The following is an 18,438-nucleotide window of genomic DNA, read 5'->3' as shown; positions in this document are numbered from 1 at the left end:
GACGGCGAACGACGTCCATGTCCGAGGCATCCGAAAAGTAAAGACACACATGTTCCTCAACGCGATCGTGTTACTTGCATCGGCACTAGCTGTGAACCATATCGAACGACACAAGAAGACTGCATAAATCAAAACGAGTTGACGTGACGAGAAACGGCGCAAGAATACCAGTATGTGGAATTTAGTTTACTTACCCTAGGTGTTGTTCCTTTTTCACCTCCACCCAAAACGACCATTCTGCAAAACGCTCAATTTACTAACACGCAAATCGAGTGAACGAAAATTCGTGAAATCCCTGTATACCAATAAGAAGATGTTGAGCAGGACGAAGGGAAAATCCATCAAAGGTTTGTCATGTTCTGAAGAGTGGATTCCCCGATCCGGCGACAACTCCAGGCTAAGAATTTGCATATACAAGCCCCTGGAGCCAAAGCCTGATGTGCCTGGCGTACTGTGGATTCACGGCGGCGGCTATGCAATGGGAACTCCCGAAATGAGCGCTGCAACATATAAGAGACTCATTGCTCAAAGTAATTGTATCATTATTGCTCCGGACTACCGATTGTCGATTGAGGCGCCCTATCCTGCAGCCCTTGAGGATTGTTACGACGCTCTGTTATGGATGAAAGGGCATGCCAAAGAACTTGGAATCCGTGACGATCAGCTTATGGTCGGAGGAGAGAGTGCCGGAGGAGGATTGACAGCAGCCCTGACGCTTTACGCGAGGGATAGAGGCGAAGTGAACATTGCGTTTCAAATGCCGCTCTACCCGATGATAGATGATCGAATGATCACAGAGTCATCCGTAGACAACAATGCGCCAATTTGGAACTCGAATTTGAATAAGTGGGCTTGGAAACTGTACCTCCGTGATTTGCATGGTGAGGATGTTCCCGCCTATGCTGCGCCAGCAAGGGCTGCCGATTTTACAAACCTGCCACCCACGGTCACTTTTGTCGGTGACTTGGAGCCGTTCCGCGATGAAACGATTCAATACGTGGCACGTTTAAGGCAAGTTGGTGTGCCTGTCGACTTCGAGATGTACAAAGGCTGCTATCACGGTTTTGACATCATATCTCCAAAAGCCGAGGTCAGTCAAAAGGCTACTTCGTTTTTTCTAAGTTCATTTCAGTACGCCGTTGACCACTATTTCGCACAGCAAAACCATTGAATCCTCGAATCGAAGTGGCTCGTGCTTCGTCCTGCAGGAGCCACTTCAAGCGACTTCAAGCAGCCTATCTACTCCTTTTCAAACAAAGCACGATAGATTCGTTCTCTGGTCTCTTCCCATTCCTCACGCAGGATTCCCATGCGAATGGAATCATAATATACCCCGTTGTAATATCGGCATTTACGCAACCGCGCTTCCATGACCATCCCGAGCTTTTCGCCGACCCGGATCATCCTGTGATTTCCTGACCACGTTGTGAACCCGACTCTCACGAGCGGAAGTGTTTCAAACAAATGGTCGATCCAAAGCGCCAAGGCTTTTGTTCCGTATCCACCACTCCAATACTGAGGATCATAGATGACGATCCCCATTTCAAGCCAATTCGATGGCTTGTGCTCCCAATAATAACTGACAATTCCGATCACGCTGCCCTTGACCTCAATCGCCCAGAAATCATCCTGCTCGACGAAGGTTTCCTTCTTGGCTTCATACTCTTCCCATGACAAGGTCTTATGTTCAAAATACGGTGCGTCCCATTAAGGCAGATAGTCATTTACATTGTACAAGCTCGTCCCGATGATCAGTGAAGAAGGCAGCACGCCCGGCGCACGTCAGACGACAACGCCGTTTCAACAAGTTGCTGCGGCGCGAATCGCCTCATAGTCTGTCGGGGTGTCGACATCTTGAAAATACGCCTTTGTCGCGTACTCCATCATGACCGGGCGTAACCCGCCTTTGCGAAACAAGCTGCGCGCTCCTTCGTCACCTTTCAATTGTTTGAGCGTGGGAAACAACCCATGAGAAAACAGAATCGGAGGGCGCGGGATACCACGGTGAGTGGCCGCTGTACACAGCGTGTTTGGGTCTATCAGAATTCGATCTCGGTACGTTTCGATGAGGCGATTGATCATGGCGGCTGGAACAAAAGGTTGGTCGGCGAGCATGACGATCAGAGCCTCCGCGTTCAGATGCTCGGCCGCCTCAATGCCGCATCGAAGGGTGTAAGACTGTCCGAGAGACGCTTCTGGGCACTCAATGTGGCGGACCTTATGGAACCCCTCCATGCTCCTCGCAGGCAGGGGTATCCACCCCAAGGTATCGTCTGGCTTGGTCAACACGAGTACGTCGTCCAGCTTCGATGAACAGGCGGAGCGTAAAGCCTGACTTCCTAACGTGCCATCGCGAAGCGGCAGTGACAGCTTGTCGCAGCCCATGCGAGTGCTGCTTCCGGCTGCTAAATACAGACCCACCATTCTACCCATGACTCCCCACACTCCATGTGCAATTCCCGCGTATGACGCGAATCAATTCCGCCACAATGCTGACGGCGATTTCGCTTGGGCCATCCGCGCCAATGGGCAGCCCAACCGGAGCGTGAAGCCAGTCCGGTAATGGATCGCCGTGCAAAAGTCGCTGTGTGCGAACTCGTTGTCCCAAGATGCCGAGGTATAACAGGCGGATCGGTAAAAGCTTCGAGAGCAGTTCCTTGTCTGTCTTAAACGAATGCGTCATGACGACTGCCGCGTCCAAACAGCCTAACTCCAATTGGTTGACGACGTTCGTCAGGTTGCCCACATGCACTGCGTCCGCGTCTGGAAAATAATCGAACGAGGCGTACGCCTCCCTCCAGTCGCACACCGTTACCGAGAAACCCGCCTTTGCGGCGAACATGGCAAGAGGCCGCGCATCCGGTCCCGCGCCAAGCAGGACGAGCCGCGCCTTTGGCCACAAGGTTTGCGCAAACAAGGAATGGCGTTCGCCGTTGGTATCGAGGCTGATATCGAGCAACGCACCGTCTTGGTGAAACGGTGGTATTCGCAAAGACCATTCCTCGGCGACCTCCGGAATCGCTTCACGCCACGAGCCAAATGCGCGCTTTCCTTCGATCACGAACGCATATCGAACCACCACACCGTTTGCTGATAGTTCACGAATCAGCGTGACCTGACAACGCCTGTCCAGATATGTTTTTGCCTGCAGCAGATGTTGGCGGAACTCCGAATCAACAGGCTCAAACAAGACATGGATTGTGCCGTTGCATCCAGAGCCTTTTCCCCATGACAGATCATCTTCGCTGCGCAGGTCGTATGCCGCGCATTGCGACACGCCTCCGTCCAGGATGGCCGAAACTCTCGCGGCTGCGTCGTGATCGACGCACCCTGCGCTAAGGGTCCCCATTTGCGTGCCGTCTTCCAGAAACAACGCCGATGTCCCCGCTTTGCGATAGGAGGAACCATCAACTCGCACAATCGTCGCAAGCACGGCTGAAGCGCTGGATCGCTCCAAAACGGAAAGCAGATGATACATCGAGTCCATTGGTCCCTGCCAACTCCCTTCTCGAAAACGTCGCGCAAATGCGAACCTGCTTCCATGTGAAATGGCGAACAACTGGACACACTCCGGATAAGGATCTGACATTTCGGTTTCTATAGGGGGACATGTCGTGCAAACACGTGCCGCGCAAAATGGTGTAACCTTTCTAGAACAAACTGCGGTCGTTTGGAAAACCGCCTTGGGATCTGCCATCGTGTGGGAACTGGCCCGTCTGACCGGATCGAAGCACCCCTATCTTGCTCCATTGACGTTCATCCTGTGCTTGCAAGCGTCTGTGGGACAGTCGCTTCGATACGCGCTGTATCGATCCGTAGGCACCGTCATCGGCGTCGTGATGATTGGCCTGTTTGCCAAGTCGATTCCGGTGACGGCATGGGCTCTCGCGATCACGCTGCTGCTGAGTACCGCTGTCTTGAAGGCGTGTCGCGCCTCCGATCCGCTGATTCATCAAGTCGCACTCAGTATCTTGTTCGTCTTATATTTCGAGAATCACTCGTCCGGTTACGCGTGGGACAGGGCAAAGGATACGCTGATTGGCGCTGTCGCCGGCGCCATGTTCGTTGTATTTCTATTTCCGCCGAACACCTTGAGAAAGACCGAGCAAACCTTGCGCAAATTCGCGCAACGCTTCATCGATACGGTGAACGTCATAGCCGATGAATTGGAGCAAGGTCTACTTCGCTCAGAAGATCTCCAACTACAGGTGAACGTCTTACTGGATGACACAGCCCAGATGACGGAGTCGCTGAAGACGATGCGACAGGGGCGCCTGTTCAATATCTATGTGAGCAACCGTGAAGTCGATCACGTCACACAGGCGTGGCATCAAATTCGCAAGGCATGTGTCCATTTCGTCGCGTTGATCGATTCGTTCACCGAGACTATGACGGAGGACGAGCGCAACGTGTGGCGTGATCGGCTGCGAAGTCTGGCATCAGAGATCCCGACGTTGCTGAGTATCAACGGAAGTATCCAGTGAAGGCGCCGTCCTGGCGTCGCGTAGACGAGCAGCCGTCCGCACCGCCTCGCCAATTTCCTCGTAGCTCGTGCAACGGCAGATGTTTGACTCGAGCCATTCCCGAATCGTGTATTCGTCGATGACCCGATGCTGTTGCAATAAGGCGTGTGCGTTCATGATGAATCCAGGCGTGCAGTATCCGCATTGAAAGGCGTAACAGTCGGCAAAGGCTTGCTGGATGGGGGTACTGTGAAGTCCTTCGACCGTGGTAATTTCGTGCCCGACGGTTTCGACGGCAAGCATGATGCAAGCCTTATACGGACACGTGTCGATGAGCACGGTACACGCCCCGCAATCGCCGTTGTTGCAGCCTGGTTTGGCGCCAGTTAGACCCAGCTTGCCGCGGAGGACTTCGAGAAGCGTGTCGGCGAATCGAATGACCACCATCCTTTGTTCGCCGTTGATGCTGAGCGACACCTCTTGCTTCGGCATGCTCAGGCACCTCCCAACCGCTGAAGAATTTCTTCAAGAACATTCGCCAACACGAACGTCCGATACGCGCGTGACGCCTCATAGTCGTCGAGAATGAGATGGGACGGAATCCGTTGAATCGCTTGATCAACGCGCTGTCTCACGGTGAGCCCGCGCTGTCGCAAGATTGTCTCGATCGCTGAAGATCGAAATGGAAACGGGCATACGCCGCTGAAGGCGATGCGAATGCGATCATCTATCCGTATCGCAGCGGCTGAGACAATCGGATAGCCAACCCGACCTGCCTTGCGGCGCTTGATGTGGACAAAGGGAGCGGTTCGCGCGGTTTCGTCCGTAACAAGCTGGACGATGAACTCGCTTGGCTCCAGGCGCGCCTCTCTGTTGAACACGCGATGAATGCTGCGTTCTTTCCCTCGCTTTGGTCCGTAGGTTCGTACCTTGCTGTCGCACACAAGAAACGGAAGAACCGCTTCTCGATAGAAGATTGTTCCGCAGATATTGCCGGCGATCGTGATCTTGTTTCGGGCCGTCCGATCCGCAATTTCATGAACGGTTTCCTGCAGCAGCGGGAATGCCTCGCCCAACCACGGCGCATCGGTAATCTGTGTCAGGGTGATGCTGCCTCCCAGCACGAGTTGTCCCTGCTGGACAGCCATGACTTGAGTCTCCGGGATCGGCTTCAGGTCGATCACGGCATCGGGATTGACTTGATGGAGACGGCCCAAGGTGATGATTTCCGTCCCCCCGCCGAAATACATTGGCCGCTTACCCAGTTGCGCGAATCTCGTATACTGCCGTACAGCGTCGGACAAGGTGGGGGACGACACATATTCGAAGTCCATGGGATGCATGATCATCCACCCGTCTGGATCCGCCACAACAGCTCAGAAGTCATCGGCATTTCGTTCACGTCCACACCCAACGCGTTCGACAACGCGCTGGCGAGTGCGGCAGGCATGCCGATGAGTCCATGTTCGCCGAGTCCGCGCAATCCCCAGGGCGCATGCTCATCCGGCGTCTCCAAAAAGACAACGTGATACTCGGGTTGGTCTCCATAGCGATGAATAGGATACACCCGAAACTGCGGATTGGTGACCACCCCTCGCCCGCTGTACACATAACCTTCGCGACTGGCCAGGCTGAGGCCCATATTCATCGCGCCCTTGACCTGTCCCAGGGCGAGAGCTGGGTGAATCACTTTGCCAGCATCGATCACGGAAAACGCTCGCAACACGCGGTACGTACAGTCTGCAGGACGATACTCGATCTCCACGCCCTGTGCCGCAACCGTCCACTCTGGACCAGGACTTCCCCGACCCGTTTCCGGATCCAGCGGAGTGACGTCTTCGATGGTGTAACTTCCGCGGCCGATCACCATGCGGCCCACACTGCGCCCGTCCGGGAACGCGTAGCCATTTTTGAAGTCGCCGATGGGGATCGCCTTTTCCTCATGGGCGCAACTGGCCACACCATTCGAAATCCGGACGTCTGAAGGGCGGCACTGAAACACAATGGCGGCTGTCTCCTGCAGTTGACGAACGGCGTCGATCGCTGCGCGCACAGCGGCGTTTCCCGCCAGCAACGTGCCGCGGCTGGCAACCGTTTTCCAATGCTCCGGTTCTTCCTTGGTGTCGACTTCCAAAACAACGTGAACTCGATCCACACTCATGGCGAACACTTCGGCGACCATTTGAGCAAGTGCCGTCTTGGTACCTTGCCCAATCTCCACGACGCCGGATAACAGGGTCACGGTACTGTCCTCATTGACTCGGACGATGGCCCCCGAACTCGCGTTTGGAGGCGTGCTCGACGTCTTCCAGGAACAACACATCCCTTTGGCAATGATGCGGGAGCCCTCCCTGCGCACTGCTCGGCCGTCCCATTCCATCAACTTCTTCAAGTGATCGATACACCCCGGCACATTGCCCACCCTGCCCCCGGTTAACAGCGTTTGCGTCGGTGTCGAGTCTCCGGTGCGAATGGCGTTCAAGCGCCGAATTTCAAGCGGATCGAGATGTAACTGGCGGGCCAATACGTCCACGGCGCGCTCAATCACGAAGGTTTCTTCGGGATGGCCAAAACCTCGATACGCCGTAGCGGGTGGATGATTCGTGTACATGCAGAAACCGTCGCATCGCACGTGCGGAATGCGATAAGGACCTGTGCAATCCTGAACGGCGGCGCGCGTGACGATCACGGCTCTATCCGCGTACGCACCGCCGTCGAACCAATACGTGATGTCGACGGCGACGAACCGCCCATCGCGTTTGGCGCCAAGGCGGACCTTTGCTTCAAGTCCAATATGGCAGGGCAGTGTCTGCATGGCGTGCTCTCGCTCACACCGAAGCTTCACCTTTCGACCGCCCACCGCTTTGGACGCTGCCACGACAAGGGGTTCCAGATACGGACTCGATTTTCCGCCAAATCCCCCGCCTACAAACGGCACATGGACACGCACCTGCGACGGGTTCACGTCAAACGTCTCATGAATCAAGCTGGGAATGGTGAACGGAGATTGTGTCGACGTGGTGATGTGCATTTCGCCATCAGGATCGATTTCTGCGATGATGGCAGGCGTCTCCATATACGCGTGATGTGCCTGCGGAAATGACACCTCCACTTCCGCGATGACGTCGCATGACGCCCACACATCATCGGGATGGCCCTTACGTATCGGTACGTGCGTCGCGATATTGGTCCCTGGAATCGGGTTCGCCTCAGCTCTGTTCCTGCGGTATGTATGCACGTCGGGATGCAGCAAAGGCGCATTCGGTTCGTAGGCCGCTTTCGGTGACTGGACGACAGGCAGAGGCGCATAAACAACGTCTATCGATGCGAGTGCGGCGGCGGCCTGGTGGAATTCATCCGCGATGACGATCGCCACGGGTTCGCCTGCGTAGCGGACGGTGTCGATCGCCAAGATCGGTCTATCGGCCAACGGATCGCCCGTATGGTTCGGACAATCGGTGCCAAACAGGACCGCGCGAACGCCTGGGGCTTGTAACGCGCGACGCCGATCCATCGAAAGGATCCGCGCGTGCGCGTGCGGGCTGGTGAGTAAGGCGGCGTGCAGCATATCCGACTCGATCTCGTCATCCGTATACTTGGCATGGCCGGTCACCTTCAACGAGGTATCCTTGCGCCCGACGCTGTGACCGACCACGGTCGTTTCGGATCCATTCGTGGAGAAGTGCGCCATATTCCATGGAGAAAACGCCTCTGACACGGGCCGTTCCCCCTCGTCTTCAAACTGGAGCTATCCATTGCACACCATGCGTCTGTGCTCCCCACATCTTTATGTGTTGGGCGTTTTGTCTTATAACGCACCCCTTTCGTCTCTAGGCATATATCTTGTATAATGAAGTGACAATTCAATCGGTGATGGAGCTCACCTTAACCGCCCGAATCCGGGATAATGGCTCCTGCGAATGAGTTTCTTTGGCGTTCGCAGGAGCCTTGATTTTGTTTAGGGGGTGCAGAAATTGACGTATATCGCATTATTTCTTGGCGGCGTTCTAGGCGGCATGCTCAGGTATACCCTTGGTCTTGTCATTCCGACACCCGATTCATTTCCTTTGGATACCTTGGTGATCAATCTCTCTGGCTCATTGGCGCTTGGACTGTTCTATGGATTTGCAGACATTCACCCCATGAAACCATGGTTACGAACCGGCTTGAGTACAGGTGTTATCGGCGCATTCACCACGTTCTCGACATTTTGCACAGGCGTGGATGCTCTGGGATCAACACATCTTGTGCTTGCGGCCGCTTATGTTCTTGCCAGTATCGTCGGCGGGCCGCTTCTCGCATTTATGGGGGACCGGATCATCTTTGCTCTGAGTCCACGCCCGGCGAGAACCACTGAGGAGATGTCAGCATGATATGCCGTGCGGAGCTTTTCGTAGGCGTCGGCGCAGGCGTTGGGGCTGTAGCGAGATACTCGGTTGGATTAGCCATGGCCAAGGTGAATCAGAGTCCGTTTCCTTGGGCAACATGGCTCATCAATCTAATCGGAACATTGCTGTTGGCAATCTTCGTTCAGACATTCACCGTGCATCATCAGGATCCGAATTGGTGGCTCGTACTCGGTGAAGGCTTTTGCGGCGGTTTCACGACGTTCTCCACGATGTCGGTCGAGACGATAAGACTTTTTCGAACAGATTGGTTGGTTGGCGTCGTGTACATTGGCAGTTCACTTGCGCTGGGATTGTTTCTTGCATGGATGATTCAATTCTGGATTTGAGCATGGGCGACTTGTATAGTCGCCTGTCAAGTGTTAAAGCGCGTACCGTTCCACTCCTACTTGCTTCAGTGCTTACGCTTGACGTTTCGAAAAACTGTGTAGCGAATCCCAAATCCAATCCCCAAAATAGCGATCGTAACCAGACACTGAAACGTTGTGCGTGGCGCATCGTCGAGGTTCTCGACAAAACTTTTGATCGTTGGTATATCTAACATGAGTGAAGCCGCCGCCCAAGCCATCATGCCTGCACCTATATGGAGAATCCACTGCTGTTTCGCAATCTGTCGCGACAGCAGCAGCCCAACCATGACAAACAGCGGAATGGTTCCCACAGATGAGACAACCAACCAGATTCGCTCCCCCTTTAATTCCGAACCAAGCCAAATCATGTTGTCCAAGTTCCCGAATACAGTGAATGCCCATAGCTTGGCGGTAGTTCCAAGCAATCCGAACATGCTTCGGGGCTGCGGCACCATGCCGAGCGTCCGGATCGACATCCAACCGAGCAGGGCAATGGCAATCATTCGAAACAAAATATGATTCATCAAATGGTCAACACTTGCCGCCAGGAGCATTTGCGAACCTGCCAACAAGACTCCGATCACGGACAGCGTCACTTTCTTTTCTCTTTCTGTCGTATGCGTTGGCAACAGCAAACCTGCAAGCAACGCGTTGTCTACTGCGACAACGAACGCGATACAAACGATCCCTATCGACATAGGCCCCTCCACAATATAAACGCCCCTACTGCATGTGAAAACAAACAGTAGGGGCTATTAGTTGGCTTGCGCCGAACGGTTAAAGGTGAGCTCCATCACCGATTCAGTTGATATGTTATATGCTGCGCTTGCGTGGAGTATGTCCAACAACGGCAACTCGTCACGCGCTCGCAAACATGGCGCACAATTGGGCGATGCCATCTTGAAAAGACTTTACCCCACAATGATTGACGAGCACCGTGTGTCTCATGCTCCTACGCGCCTTCAATGCATAGTACAGACTGTGGCTGCTATACGCCGTGATAAAGATTACACCGTCGACGTGGTTAAAACGTTCGGCACCAAGACGAAGTTTCTCGAATCCAGGTATGAAGATGGGGATCGCGCCTTCCCGTTCCAGCAACAATCGGTATACTGGCTGTCGTACATCGTCTCCAACCACGGCAATTTTACGGCCTTCCAAGCATTTGTGTGTATCGCTATCTTCGTTTTGCTCTCTTTGTTTGCCTCGAGTAAATGTTGAAATGATTTGTAGTAGTTCATGTATCTCATTTGAGTGTTGTTCATGTAATAACCTGACTTCCTCCTCCAAGTGTCGAATTCGCTGGAGCAAATCCCCCTTCTCGTGGACACGCGAGTCAACTTTGGTGCGAAAAAACACAATGTGTTGCATGGAATGCACGACAGCTTCCAAAAAACGCAAGTCGGGATCGTACCTTTCCACCGTCGAGTCGAGCCAATATTCAGCGCGTTTATCATCAAAAAAGGAACTATATGACGCAAACAGATATCCTGCGTACACCTCCTTCCGCATCATCGAGTTTTCAAATTGATAGATTGACTCATTCACGAACCTGAGTACGTCATCCGTCGTGCCATGCAGAACAACAGCTTTCAGGTTACAGCCGAGCGATGGTATCTCGACGACTGTCAAATGTTTATCCAACAGGTGCTTCCACTCCCCACGCTTGTTGTGGGAATTTTTCAGGTGCTGAAGAACGACCATGGCCTGGTCCAGCGGCTTCATCTTGCGACTGATCGGAATCACTGCTTTTGTCGCAAACATTTGACGTAGCGCGTCTGGCATATTGAACCACAAAAACGGAATCGAAGCATACCGCAGCAGTTCGATCACTTCTTCAGTCGTGTACTTCACCAGAACGTCTTCGTCTTCTTCAAAAACTTGTCCCTCTATACATTCTTGCAGTTCTTGAACAGATACGATCATGGATTCTCGCATGCAGTGAGCCACGAAGTCATCTCGATTGGTATATCCGTGCGAATCGAAGAGAAACGGTTTGCCTGACAAGCACTCTCCGTTTTCAATCCGCACGCTCATCAGCAATTCCCTCATCCCGCTCATCCTTTCGAAGAGAGAAACAAAAATGGCTCCTACGAACAGATCAAAACGATCCATTCGTAGGAGCCATTAGCCGCTAGGCAGTTATGGTGAGCTCCATCACCAATCAATTGCCCATAGTGTAAACGATCTTTCTCGACTTGTATATACGGTTCAACCAGTCGCCCGTGCTAGGCCGTGGCTCATGTGCGGCTTTTGCTGCGACAAATCCGGCGGTTTAAGAGTCGACGCAAGGCTTCGAGTTGGCGCTTTGCTTGATCCGGAATTGATTCCTCCAATATCGAAATCCATCCACGTAGACGAACCACAAAACGGACAACGCAGCCGCAACAAGAATGAAACTCAATGGAAAGCCGCAGATGGGTCCGATGACAAACGAGATCGCCTGCGATTCGATGGAAGTAAAGAAAATAACGATGCCAAAGTGTTCAAACAACCACTTCTGTCGGACCGTCAACAGCATATTGGATCCCCCGGTTGGCGTCAGGGTCGCCTCCGCCATTTCACGATGCTTGATTGTACTGTCCGTCTTCACGAGTACGCGACTGAAAATGTACAGTAAAGCGGCAATCCACCCCCACGGTGCGACGGAATGGAGGGCGTTCTGCCCCATTAACAGGCCGATGAGCAAAACTGGCTTTTTGATCTCGTCGAACGTGTGGTCCAACCAATGCCCAAGCTGCGACGTCTGTCTCTTTTTGCGGGCGATGTATCCATCCGCGCAATCCAAAATATACGAGATCTGAAAGATGAGCGCGCCAACAATCAGGGACACGCGATCGCCGCGATAGAAAGAAGCTGCGGCAACCAATGCGACCAGCAAGGAAATCACCGAGACCGTATTGGGCTTCATCTTCGTTTTGCAAAGCCATTCACTCACCGGTACGGACACAGGCAGCGTAAAGTAGGTATCCCATGGTTTTGGAAAACGAATATATGGATTATTTGCACAGCGATAAAAATACGTGTCCTGAAACTTCATGAACGCCATCTCCCTTTTACACGCGTCACCGCGCGCACAATATAAAAAGGCCCAATGGATGATGCTCCATTGAGCCTTCAGTCTTCTGATCGGCAATTTGGAAACGACTTGCCAGACATAACAAATGGCCTGGGAGATTGATTTCTGTAATCCGATAGATTTACTTCCTTTTGATATTAGCAAGATACTACCGTAAGGTCCAAATACTTGTCAATAGAGACTTTATCCACGCGAAGATTCACGACACGCTGGACAAATCCCCTTGACCTCGACGTGAAAATCTTCGATTTCAAAGCCGGACGCTTCAGGCGGCAACGCGAACGACGGCGGTTTCTCCAGATAAAAATCAATGAGTGTCCCGCATTTTTTGCACACAAGATGATGATGCGGTTGAACGTTGATATCAAAACGACTGGCATTGTCCCCGAACGTGATCTCCTTAACCAATCCAACCTGTGCAAAGTGTTTGATTGTGTTATACACCGTAGACACACTGATACTTGGAAATGTCTTGTGAATGGACTGGTAAATTTCATCCGCAGTCGCGTGTTTGGTATGTTCTATTAAGAAACCCAGGATTGCTTCGCGCTGCGGCGTTACCCGCAGTCCCGCGTCCTTGAGAAGCTTCGGTATATCAGCGGTATTCAGCACGAACTCTCCTCCTACTCACTTTCCAATTTAGCAAATGATCTTTGACATGAACACACTACATATTTATAATAACCACTAGATAATAATTATTATCAAAAAGGAGCTGATGTCACTTAATATATATTGTACTATATAGTTGACCTGCGGGAAACACTGTAAATGCGTTTGATGTTTGTTAACCAATTCTAAAATACCAAAATCGTGTACAGGAGGATTTTGATTATGTCTCTCATCGGAACTGAAGTAAAACCCTTCAAAGCAAACGCGTACCGAAACGGAGAATTTGTTGAAGTCACGGAAGCGAATTTCAAGGGCAAATGGAGTGTCGTTTGCTTCTATCCAGCGGACTTCACGTTCGTCTGCCCGACGGAATTGGAAGATCTTCAAAACCAGTACGAAACGTTGCAAAAGCTTGGCGTCGAAGTATACTCCGTTTCAACGGATTCTCATTATACGCATAAAGCATGGCACGATACTTCCGAAACCATCGGCAAAATCACCTACACCATGATAGGCGATCCAGCGCACGTTTTGTCCCGGAACTTTGACGTGCTGATTGAAGAGGAAGGCGTGGCGGATCGCGGAACGTTCATCATCGATCCCGACGGAGTCATTCAGGCCATCGAGATTAACGCGGGCGGAATCGGTCGCGATGCAAGCACGCTGGTGGACAAAATCAAGGCTGCGCAGTATGTGCGAAACCATCCAGGAGAAGTGTGTCCAGCCAAGTGGCGGGAAGGTGAAGCAACGTTGAAGCCAAGCCTGGACTTGGTGGGCAAGATTTGAGGAGGACAACCCATGATACTGGATCAAGAGATTAAAGCACAGTTGGACCAGTATCTCCAATTGATGGAGAACGACGTGCTGCTCAAGGTGTGTGTAGGTTCCGACGACGTGTCGAAAGACATGCTGGCGCTCGTAAACGAGCTCGCCAGCATGTCTCCTAAAATCACTGTCGAAGAAGCGTCATTGCCCAGAACACCAAGTTTCAGCGTAAATCGCGTTGGTGAAGACACGGGTGTCACGTTCGCTGGCGTGCCGCTCGGACACGAGTTCACGTCGCTCGTACTTGCTCTGCTGCAGGTCAGTGGAAGGGCGCCAAAGATTGAGGAATCTGTTGTCCAGCAGATTAGGAATATCGATGGTGAATACCATTTTGAGACGTACGTCAGCCTCAGTTGCAATATCTGTCCGGACGTCGTGCAAGCGCTGAATGCGATGAGTGTTTTGAACCCTCGCATCACGCACACCATGATCGATGGCGGCGCGTTCAGGAACGAAATCGAAGACAAAGATATCATGGCCGTGCCAACGGTTTACCTGAATGGCGAATTTTTCTCCAGCGGCCGTGTGACGATTGAGGAAATCCTGGCGAAATTGGGCAGTGCTCCCGACGCGTCGCAATTGGCAGACAGGGATCCGTACGACGTCCTTGTCATTGGCGGCGGCCCTGCGGGTGCGAGCGCAGCCATCTACGCCGCGCGCAAAGGCATTCGCACCGGCATCGTGGCGGAACGATTCGGTGGTCAAGTACTGGACACCTTGGGAATCGAAAATTTCATCAGTGTCAAATATACCGAAGGTCCAACCTTCGTGTCGCATCTTGAGGAACACGTGAAACACTACGGAATCGATATCCTGAAGGCACAACGAGCCAAACGGTTGGAAAAGAAAGACCTCATCGAGGTTGAACTTGAGAATGGCGCTGTTCTGAAGAGCAAGACGCTGATCATTTCGACAGGCGCACGTTGGCGCAATATCGGTGTGCCGGGCGAGGCGGAGTTCAAAAATAAAGGGGTGGCTTACTGCCCCCACTGCGACGGACCGCTGTATCAAGGCAAAGACGTCGCCGTGATCGGCGGCGGTAACTCGGGAATCGAGGCCGCAATTGATCTGGCTGGCATTGTACGGCATGTGACAGTGCTTGAATTTATGCCTGAACTAAAAGCGGACGCCGTACTCCAAAAGCGGCTGTACAGCCTGCCGAATGTGACGGTTCTTACGAATGTTGAAACGAAAGAAATCACGGGTACCGACAAGGTGGATGGAATTACGTACGCCGATCGCGCCACCGGTGAGGTTCATCACATCGAACTGCAAGGCGTATTCGTGCAGATTGGTCTGGTGCCGAACACGGATTGGCTGGAAGGTGCCGTTGAGCGGAATCGAGTCGGCGAGATCATCGTGGACAAACGAGGGGCCACTAGCGTGCCCGGCGTATTTGCCGCCGGTGACTGTACCGACAGCCCTTATAAGCAGATTGTCATCGCATTGGGCTCGGGTGCCAACGCAGCCTTAGGCGCATTTGACTACCTCATTCGCAACTAACGCGCCTATCGCGTCTTTCCGGATGGAGGGACGAGCCAGTTCACCGTCTCGGTGACTGGCGTCGGCCCCCGGCCGGTCATTTCACGGACCGTCAAATATTTGTTCCTCGTCAGCCTCCCCATAGAACGCCAGTGGATCGTGAAATTGCAGTCGGGTTAATGCCAATCTGCACAATTCTTTGCAAAATTCTGCGGTGAATGGCAGCGCGCTTTCATCGAGATCAAATTGAGGATGATGCCATTCGTAATGCCCCGACGTACCAACGAATACAAACACACCTGGAACGCTTTGTTGATAGAAAGCAAAATCCTCACCAGCCGCAGAAGGTTTTGGCTCGACGACACGCAACCCCGTTCCCGCCACAACATCGCGAACAAAATCCGTAAGCCCCTCATGGTTGTTGACTGGCGGCGGACCCTGTACCCATCGAATCGAAGCAGATGCACCGAGGGCGGACGAAACGCCGTAGACAATGTCTTCGAACCGTTTTAGAACCGCTTGTCGGACGCCGAGATCGAATGTTCGAATTGTAACCTCCAGGAGCGCACTGACGACAAGTGACGCGGTTACAATCGGATCGACGGAATGATCAGGAACAGCCGCATGACTCCCCTGTCCCTGTATCTCAACCACAAACCCATATGCCCCTGCCATCAATGGGCCAGCCTTTATTCCTACTGTGCCAACCGGAAGATCCGGTTTATTGTGAAGTCCGAAAATGCACGACACGTCGTCCAGCACACGATGTTCCATGATCCATCTTGCGCCGGTCGCAGTCTCTTCCGCCGGCTGAAATATGAGACGCACGGTACCGGGCAAATCTGATTCCAACTGTTTTAACAAGATACCAGCGCCGATGACAACCGCGGTGTGAAAGTCGTGTCCACAGGCGTGCATCTTGCCGGGAATCCTTGAGGCATAGGGCAGATCTGTCTGTTCCGTGACAGGCAGCGCGTCGATATCCGCTCTCAAGGCGATCACGGGTCCAGGAACGATTCCGCCAATTTCCGCCACAACGCCAGCGGTCAGGCCATAGTCGATCACCCGGATTCCGTGCCGCCGCAAACACGCCAGAATATACTCCGTTGTTTGATACTCCTGATGTGCCGTTTCAGGATTCTGATGCAGATGTCTACGAATAGCCACTAAATCCTGCTCCAACTTCGTCATCAACTTCCTTCCCCTATTCTCTCCCCACGTTGGACATCGACCGAGCAACTTGAACCATGGACCTTGGGACCAGACGAACGGCTGGATACCCAAGGTACGAAAGCAAAAAAGGCTCTCAGATGCCTTTGCTCGCACCTGAGAGCCTCCAGTAGCCCGGTCGACTCTTTTTAGATTAAATTCAATATAGCAGGAAATCCAAGTATGTCAATCCGATTTTACATGTATCTATTCCCCATTTTGGGGGCAGCTTGAACATGTGGCACGGTCACGAGCTCATTCGTCTCTTGAACACGATGACAAGTTCCGTAGGGGACGTCCGGCTAACGTCGAGGACTTTAATTTCGTCATATTGAATTTGACGCCTGATTTTTTCAAGCTCGTTCCCAAAGTTAGGGGCGTCCTTTTTCAATCTGATGACCTCGAAGTTGGATGAACTCATCGTCCTCATCCTTTCTGAACATGGTGGTTCGGCCTCCAAGGCTCCATAAGCAACACGACAACACATCCGAGTCGCAGCCAATAAAAACGGCCCACCCTGCCACGTTTGCAGAAAACGTTTTCCGCACCGTGAAACGAGAAGTGAGCCTTCGAACGTTCGATCAGCTTCTACATAACGTTACCTCTAATGTATTCCGATTAAATGCATTTGTCAACTGTGCATTTAATTCGCACGCATTCCCCAGTGTGTGAGTGCAAACAACCCACCTTAATAGAACTTTTTGGTTCCATTGTAGTCTTTGAGAATTTCGACAGCTTCTCGAAATCTGATGGAATGGACAATCTCGCGTTCGCGCAAGAACTTGAGGCTGTCCTGAATATCCACGTCGTCCGTGATTTCAATCAACCACTGATACGTAGCACGCGCCTTTTCTTCCGCAGCGATATCTTCATAGAGATCGGCAATGGGATCCCCCTTGGACTGAATATAGGCGGCTGTCCATGGAACACCTGCTGCATTGTGATAGAACAGAGACGGTCCGTGGTCGACAAAATGATCCCCAAGGCCCGCTTCCCGCATCTGTTCAGGTGTCGCGTCCTTGGTCAATTTGTAGACCATGGTGGCAATCATTTCGAGATGCGCAAACTCCTCTGTTCCAATGTCGGTGAGCAGACCGATGACCTTGTCCGGTATGGTGTAGCGTTGATTCAAATAGCGCAACGCTGCCGAAAGTTCACCGTCCGCGCCGCCATATTGCTCAATCAAGTATTTTGCAAGACGTGGATCACATTTGCTCACGCGCACTGGGTACTGCAATTTCTTTTCATAAAAACTCGGATCATGTATCCATCAGGATAAATCCTTGTGTGGAGCGTGATTTGAGGTGTTTGTAATTCAGTGTACCAAATGCGGAAGCAAGCAGGAATGGAGGGATGGAATGATGGTCGGACAAGATACCCACATCGAGGTATCTGGTTCCGTTGTGATTTGCGGCTGTGGTCACGGAATCGGAGAAGATGCTGGTTCAGGAATTTTGCGGGAGTTTGATGTTCCTGACACCGAGGGCGACGACCCGCTCGATCCCGCGATTGAGGTTGCACGGAAGAGGAACAATATCCTATTGTAATGCGAAGACAGGCCGCTACATAGGGCCCGTCTTCGATTTTCTGAACCCTCGACGATACATGTCCCAAAATCACCCCCAACGCCTGAGAACCCCCTTAAAAAGCCGCAAAAGTGGTGCCCGCGTGAAATAGAGCGTAGGAGGGTGTTTCAAGGCTATATTCCTTACACAATTGCAAGTACAATACTAGAAGAGATCCTGAATCCGTGACGTATGAACTAAATTCGTTGTTCTTCGCGTGGCGAGGACGAAATTACGTCGAGAAACTCCGCCAACTTTGTATGGGAGAAGGCTGTTAACAAAATTGTCCACGGTTAAACATCCCCGAATGGTTCGTGGGGTTATCCACATGTGCATAATGTCTGCCTCTTAGCCAAATGACTCATACAGCCGAGCAAACACGGGCAGCCACCGGTTCCCTCTCCCCAACCGTAACCGAACTTGCCTAGCATGTCTCGTCATTTTTGC

The 18,438-nt window shown here is 52.4% G+C and carries 18 protein-coding genes, 2 pseudogenes and 3 riboswitches; of the genes and pseudogenes, 8 read left to right on the top strand and 12 right to left on the bottom strand.

Going from position 1 to position 18,438, the window contains the following annotated elements:
* Both AAC01S_RS20375 and AAC01S_RS15850 read left to right on the top strand, forming a co-directional pair.
* A pseudogene (locus AAC01S_RS20375) lies at positions 1–127 on the top strand (transposase); the annotation flags it as partial.
* Between the two features lie 186 nt (positions 128–313).
* Positions 314–1,171: an alpha/beta hydrolase gene (locus AAC01S_RS15850; RefSeq protein ID WP_083511884.1), complete on the top strand. Its 858-nt coding sequence runs from the start codon at positions 314–316 to the stop codon at positions 1,169–1,171.
* 68 nt (positions 1,172–1,239) lie between these two features.
* On the opposite strand, the pseudogene AAC01S_RS15845 reads toward AAC01S_RS15850, so the two are convergent.
* The 3 genes and pseudogenes from AAC01S_RS15845 to AAC01S_RS19380 form a co-directional block, all read right to left on the bottom strand.
* Positions 1,240–1,707: pseudogene (locus AAC01S_RS15845) on the bottom strand (GNAT family N-acetyltransferase); the annotation flags it as partial.
* Positions 1,708–1,800: 93 nt separating this feature from the next.
* A complete protein-coding gene (locus AAC01S_RS15840; protein WP_083511882.1) occupies positions 1,801–2,433 on the bottom strand; it encodes a nucleotidyltransferase family protein in 633 nt (210 codons plus the stop codon).
* Positions 2,426–3,487: an XdhC family protein gene (locus AAC01S_RS19380; RefSeq protein WP_067624643.1), complete on the bottom strand. Its 1,062-nt coding sequence runs from the start codon at positions 3,485–3,487 to the stop codon at positions 2,426–2,428. Before AAC01S_RS19380 ends, AAC01S_RS15840 begins: the two co-directional genes overlap by 8 nt.
* Before the next feature lie 127 nt (positions 3,488–3,614).
* Here AAC01S_RS19380 and AAC01S_RS15830 point away from each other — a divergent pair, with 127 nt between their 5' ends.
* Positions 3,615–4,484 carry an FUSC family protein gene (locus AAC01S_RS15830; protein ID WP_067624641.1) on the top strand — a complete coding sequence of 290 codons (870 nt, stop codon included), beginning with the start codon at positions 3,615–3,617 and terminating at the stop codon, positions 4,482–4,484.
* Here the strand turns inward: AAC01S_RS15830 and AAC01S_RS15825 are convergent.
* Genes AAC01S_RS15825 through AAC01S_RS15815 form a run of 3 tightly spaced genes read right to left on the bottom strand, consistent with a single transcriptional unit; the run spans position 4,440 to position 8,154 of the window.
* The gene (locus AAC01S_RS15825) at positions 4,440–4,955 is read right to left on the bottom strand and encodes a (2Fe-2S)-binding protein (protein ID WP_067624639.1); all 516 of its coding nucleotides are present in this window, start codon (positions 4,953–4,955) and stop codon (positions 4,440–4,442) included. The genes AAC01S_RS15830 and AAC01S_RS15825 overlap by 45 nt on opposite strands.
* Before the next feature lie 2 nt (positions 4,956–4,957).
* Positions 4,958–5,806: an FAD binding domain-containing protein gene (locus AAC01S_RS15820; protein WP_067624636.1), complete on the bottom strand. Its 849-nt coding sequence runs from the start codon at positions 5,804–5,806 to the stop codon at positions 4,958–4,960.
* A 2-nt stretch (positions 5,807–5,808) separates the two neighbouring features.
* The gene (locus AAC01S_RS15815; RefSeq protein WP_067624647.1) at positions 5,809–8,154 is read right to left on the bottom strand and encodes a xanthine dehydrogenase family protein molybdopterin-binding subunit; all 2,346 of its coding nucleotides are present in this window, start codon (positions 8,152–8,154) and stop codon (positions 5,809–5,811) included.
* Between the two features lie 169 nt (positions 8,155–8,323).
* Positions 8,324–8,387: riboswitch (Fluoride riboswitch) on the top strand.
* A gap of 50 nt (positions 8,388–8,437) precedes the next feature.
* On the opposite strand from AAC01S_RS15815, the gene AAC01S_RS15810 reads away from it, so the two are divergent.
* Together AAC01S_RS15810 and crcB are read left to right on the top strand one after the other, a co-directional pair.
* Positions 8,438–8,836, top strand: a complete 399-nt coding sequence (locus tag AAC01S_RS15810; protein WP_067624633.1) for a fluoride efflux transporter FluC — start codon at positions 8,438–8,440, stop codon at positions 8,834–8,836.
* Positions 8,833–9,198 (top strand): fluoride efflux transporter CrcB, encoded by a 366-nt coding sequence (crcB, locus tag AAC01S_RS15805; RefSeq protein WP_067624631.1) that lies wholly within the window; start codon positions 8,833–8,835, stop codon positions 9,196–9,198. The genes AAC01S_RS15810 and crcB overlap by 4 nt, the downstream gene beginning before the upstream one ends.
* Positions 9,199–9,263: 65 nt before the next feature.
* On the opposite strand, the gene AAC01S_RS15800 is transcribed toward crcB, so the two are convergent.
* The 4 genes from AAC01S_RS15800 to AAC01S_RS15785 all read right to left on the bottom strand — a co-directional run bounded on the left by AAC01S_RS15800 (position 9,264) and on the right by AAC01S_RS15785 (position 12,910).
* Positions 9,264–9,917: a hypothetical protein gene (locus AAC01S_RS15800; RefSeq protein ID WP_067624629.1), complete on the bottom strand. Its 654-nt coding sequence runs from the start codon at positions 9,915–9,917 to the stop codon at positions 9,264–9,266.
* Between the two features lie 41 nt (positions 9,918–9,958).
* Positions 9,959–10,026: riboswitch (Fluoride riboswitch) on the bottom strand.
* A 51-nt stretch (positions 10,027–10,077) separates the two neighbouring features.
* Positions 10,078–11,256 (bottom strand): hypothetical protein, encoded by a 1,179-nt coding sequence (locus AAC01S_RS15795; RefSeq protein ID WP_157071226.1) that lies wholly within the window; start codon positions 11,254–11,256, stop codon positions 10,078–10,080.
* Positions 11,257–11,330: 74 nt separating this feature from the next.
* A riboswitch (Fluoride riboswitch) is annotated at positions 11,331–11,390 on the bottom strand.
* A gap of 104 nt (positions 11,391–11,494) precedes the next feature.
* Positions 11,495–12,259 carry a CDP-alcohol phosphatidyltransferase family protein gene (locus AAC01S_RS15790; protein ID WP_067624626.1) on the bottom strand — a complete coding sequence of 255 codons (765 nt, stop codon included), beginning with the start codon at positions 12,257–12,259 and terminating at the stop codon, positions 11,495–11,497.
* A 222-nt stretch (positions 12,260–12,481) separates the two neighbouring features.
* Positions 12,482–12,910: a Fur family transcriptional regulator gene (locus AAC01S_RS15785; protein ID WP_067624623.1), complete on the bottom strand. Its 429-nt coding sequence runs from the start codon at positions 12,908–12,910 to the stop codon at positions 12,482–12,484.
* A 222-nt stretch (positions 12,911–13,132) separates the two neighbouring features.
* Here AAC01S_RS15785 and ahpC point away from each other — a divergent pair, with 222 nt between their 5' ends.
* Together ahpC and ahpF are read left to right on the top strand one after the other, a co-directional pair.
* Positions 13,133–13,696: an alkyl hydroperoxide reductase subunit C gene (gene ahpC / locus AAC01S_RS15780; protein WP_067624620.1), complete on the top strand. Its 564-nt coding sequence runs from the start codon at positions 13,133–13,135 to the stop codon at positions 13,694–13,696.
* 12 nt (positions 13,697–13,708) lie between these two features.
* On the top strand, positions 13,709–15,238 hold the full coding sequence (gene ahpF, locus AAC01S_RS15775; protein WP_067624617.1) for an alkyl hydroperoxide reductase subunit F: 1,530 nt from the start codon (positions 13,709–13,711) through the stop codon (positions 15,236–15,238).
* An 81-nt stretch (positions 15,239–15,319) separates the two neighbouring features.
* Here ahpF and AAC01S_RS15770 read toward each other — a convergent pair whose 3' ends face one another.
* Positions 15,320–16,408 carry an amidohydrolase gene (locus tag AAC01S_RS15770; protein WP_083511878.1) on the bottom strand — a complete coding sequence of 363 codons (1,089 nt, stop codon included), beginning with the start codon at positions 16,406–16,408 and terminating at the stop codon, positions 15,320–15,322.
* Between the two features lie 706 nt (positions 16,409–17,114).
* Positions 17,115–17,693, bottom strand: coding sequence for a manganese catalase family protein (locus AAC01S_RS15760; protein WP_067624611.1), 579 nt, complete (start codon positions 17,691–17,693; stop codon positions 17,115–17,117).
* Positions 17,694–17,787: 94 nt separating this feature from the next.
* Here AAC01S_RS15760 and AAC01S_RS15755 point away from each other — a divergent pair, with 94 nt between their 5' ends.
* The gene (locus tag AAC01S_RS15755; RefSeq protein ID WP_067624608.1) at positions 17,788–17,973 is read left to right on the top strand and encodes a hypothetical protein; all 186 of its coding nucleotides are present in this window, start codon (positions 17,788–17,790) and stop codon (positions 17,971–17,973) included.
* Positions 17,974–18,438 lie beyond the last annotated feature (465 nt).

The sequence above is a fragment of the Alicyclobacillus acidiphilus NBRC 100859 genome (assembly GCF_001544355.1).
Lineage (GTDB): Bacteria > Bacillota > Bacilli > Alicyclobacillales > Alicyclobacillaceae > Alicyclobacillus > Alicyclobacillus acidiphilus.
The sequence above is the reverse complement of the archived record's forward strand: the minus strand, read 5'-3'. Positions and strand labels throughout refer to the sequence as shown.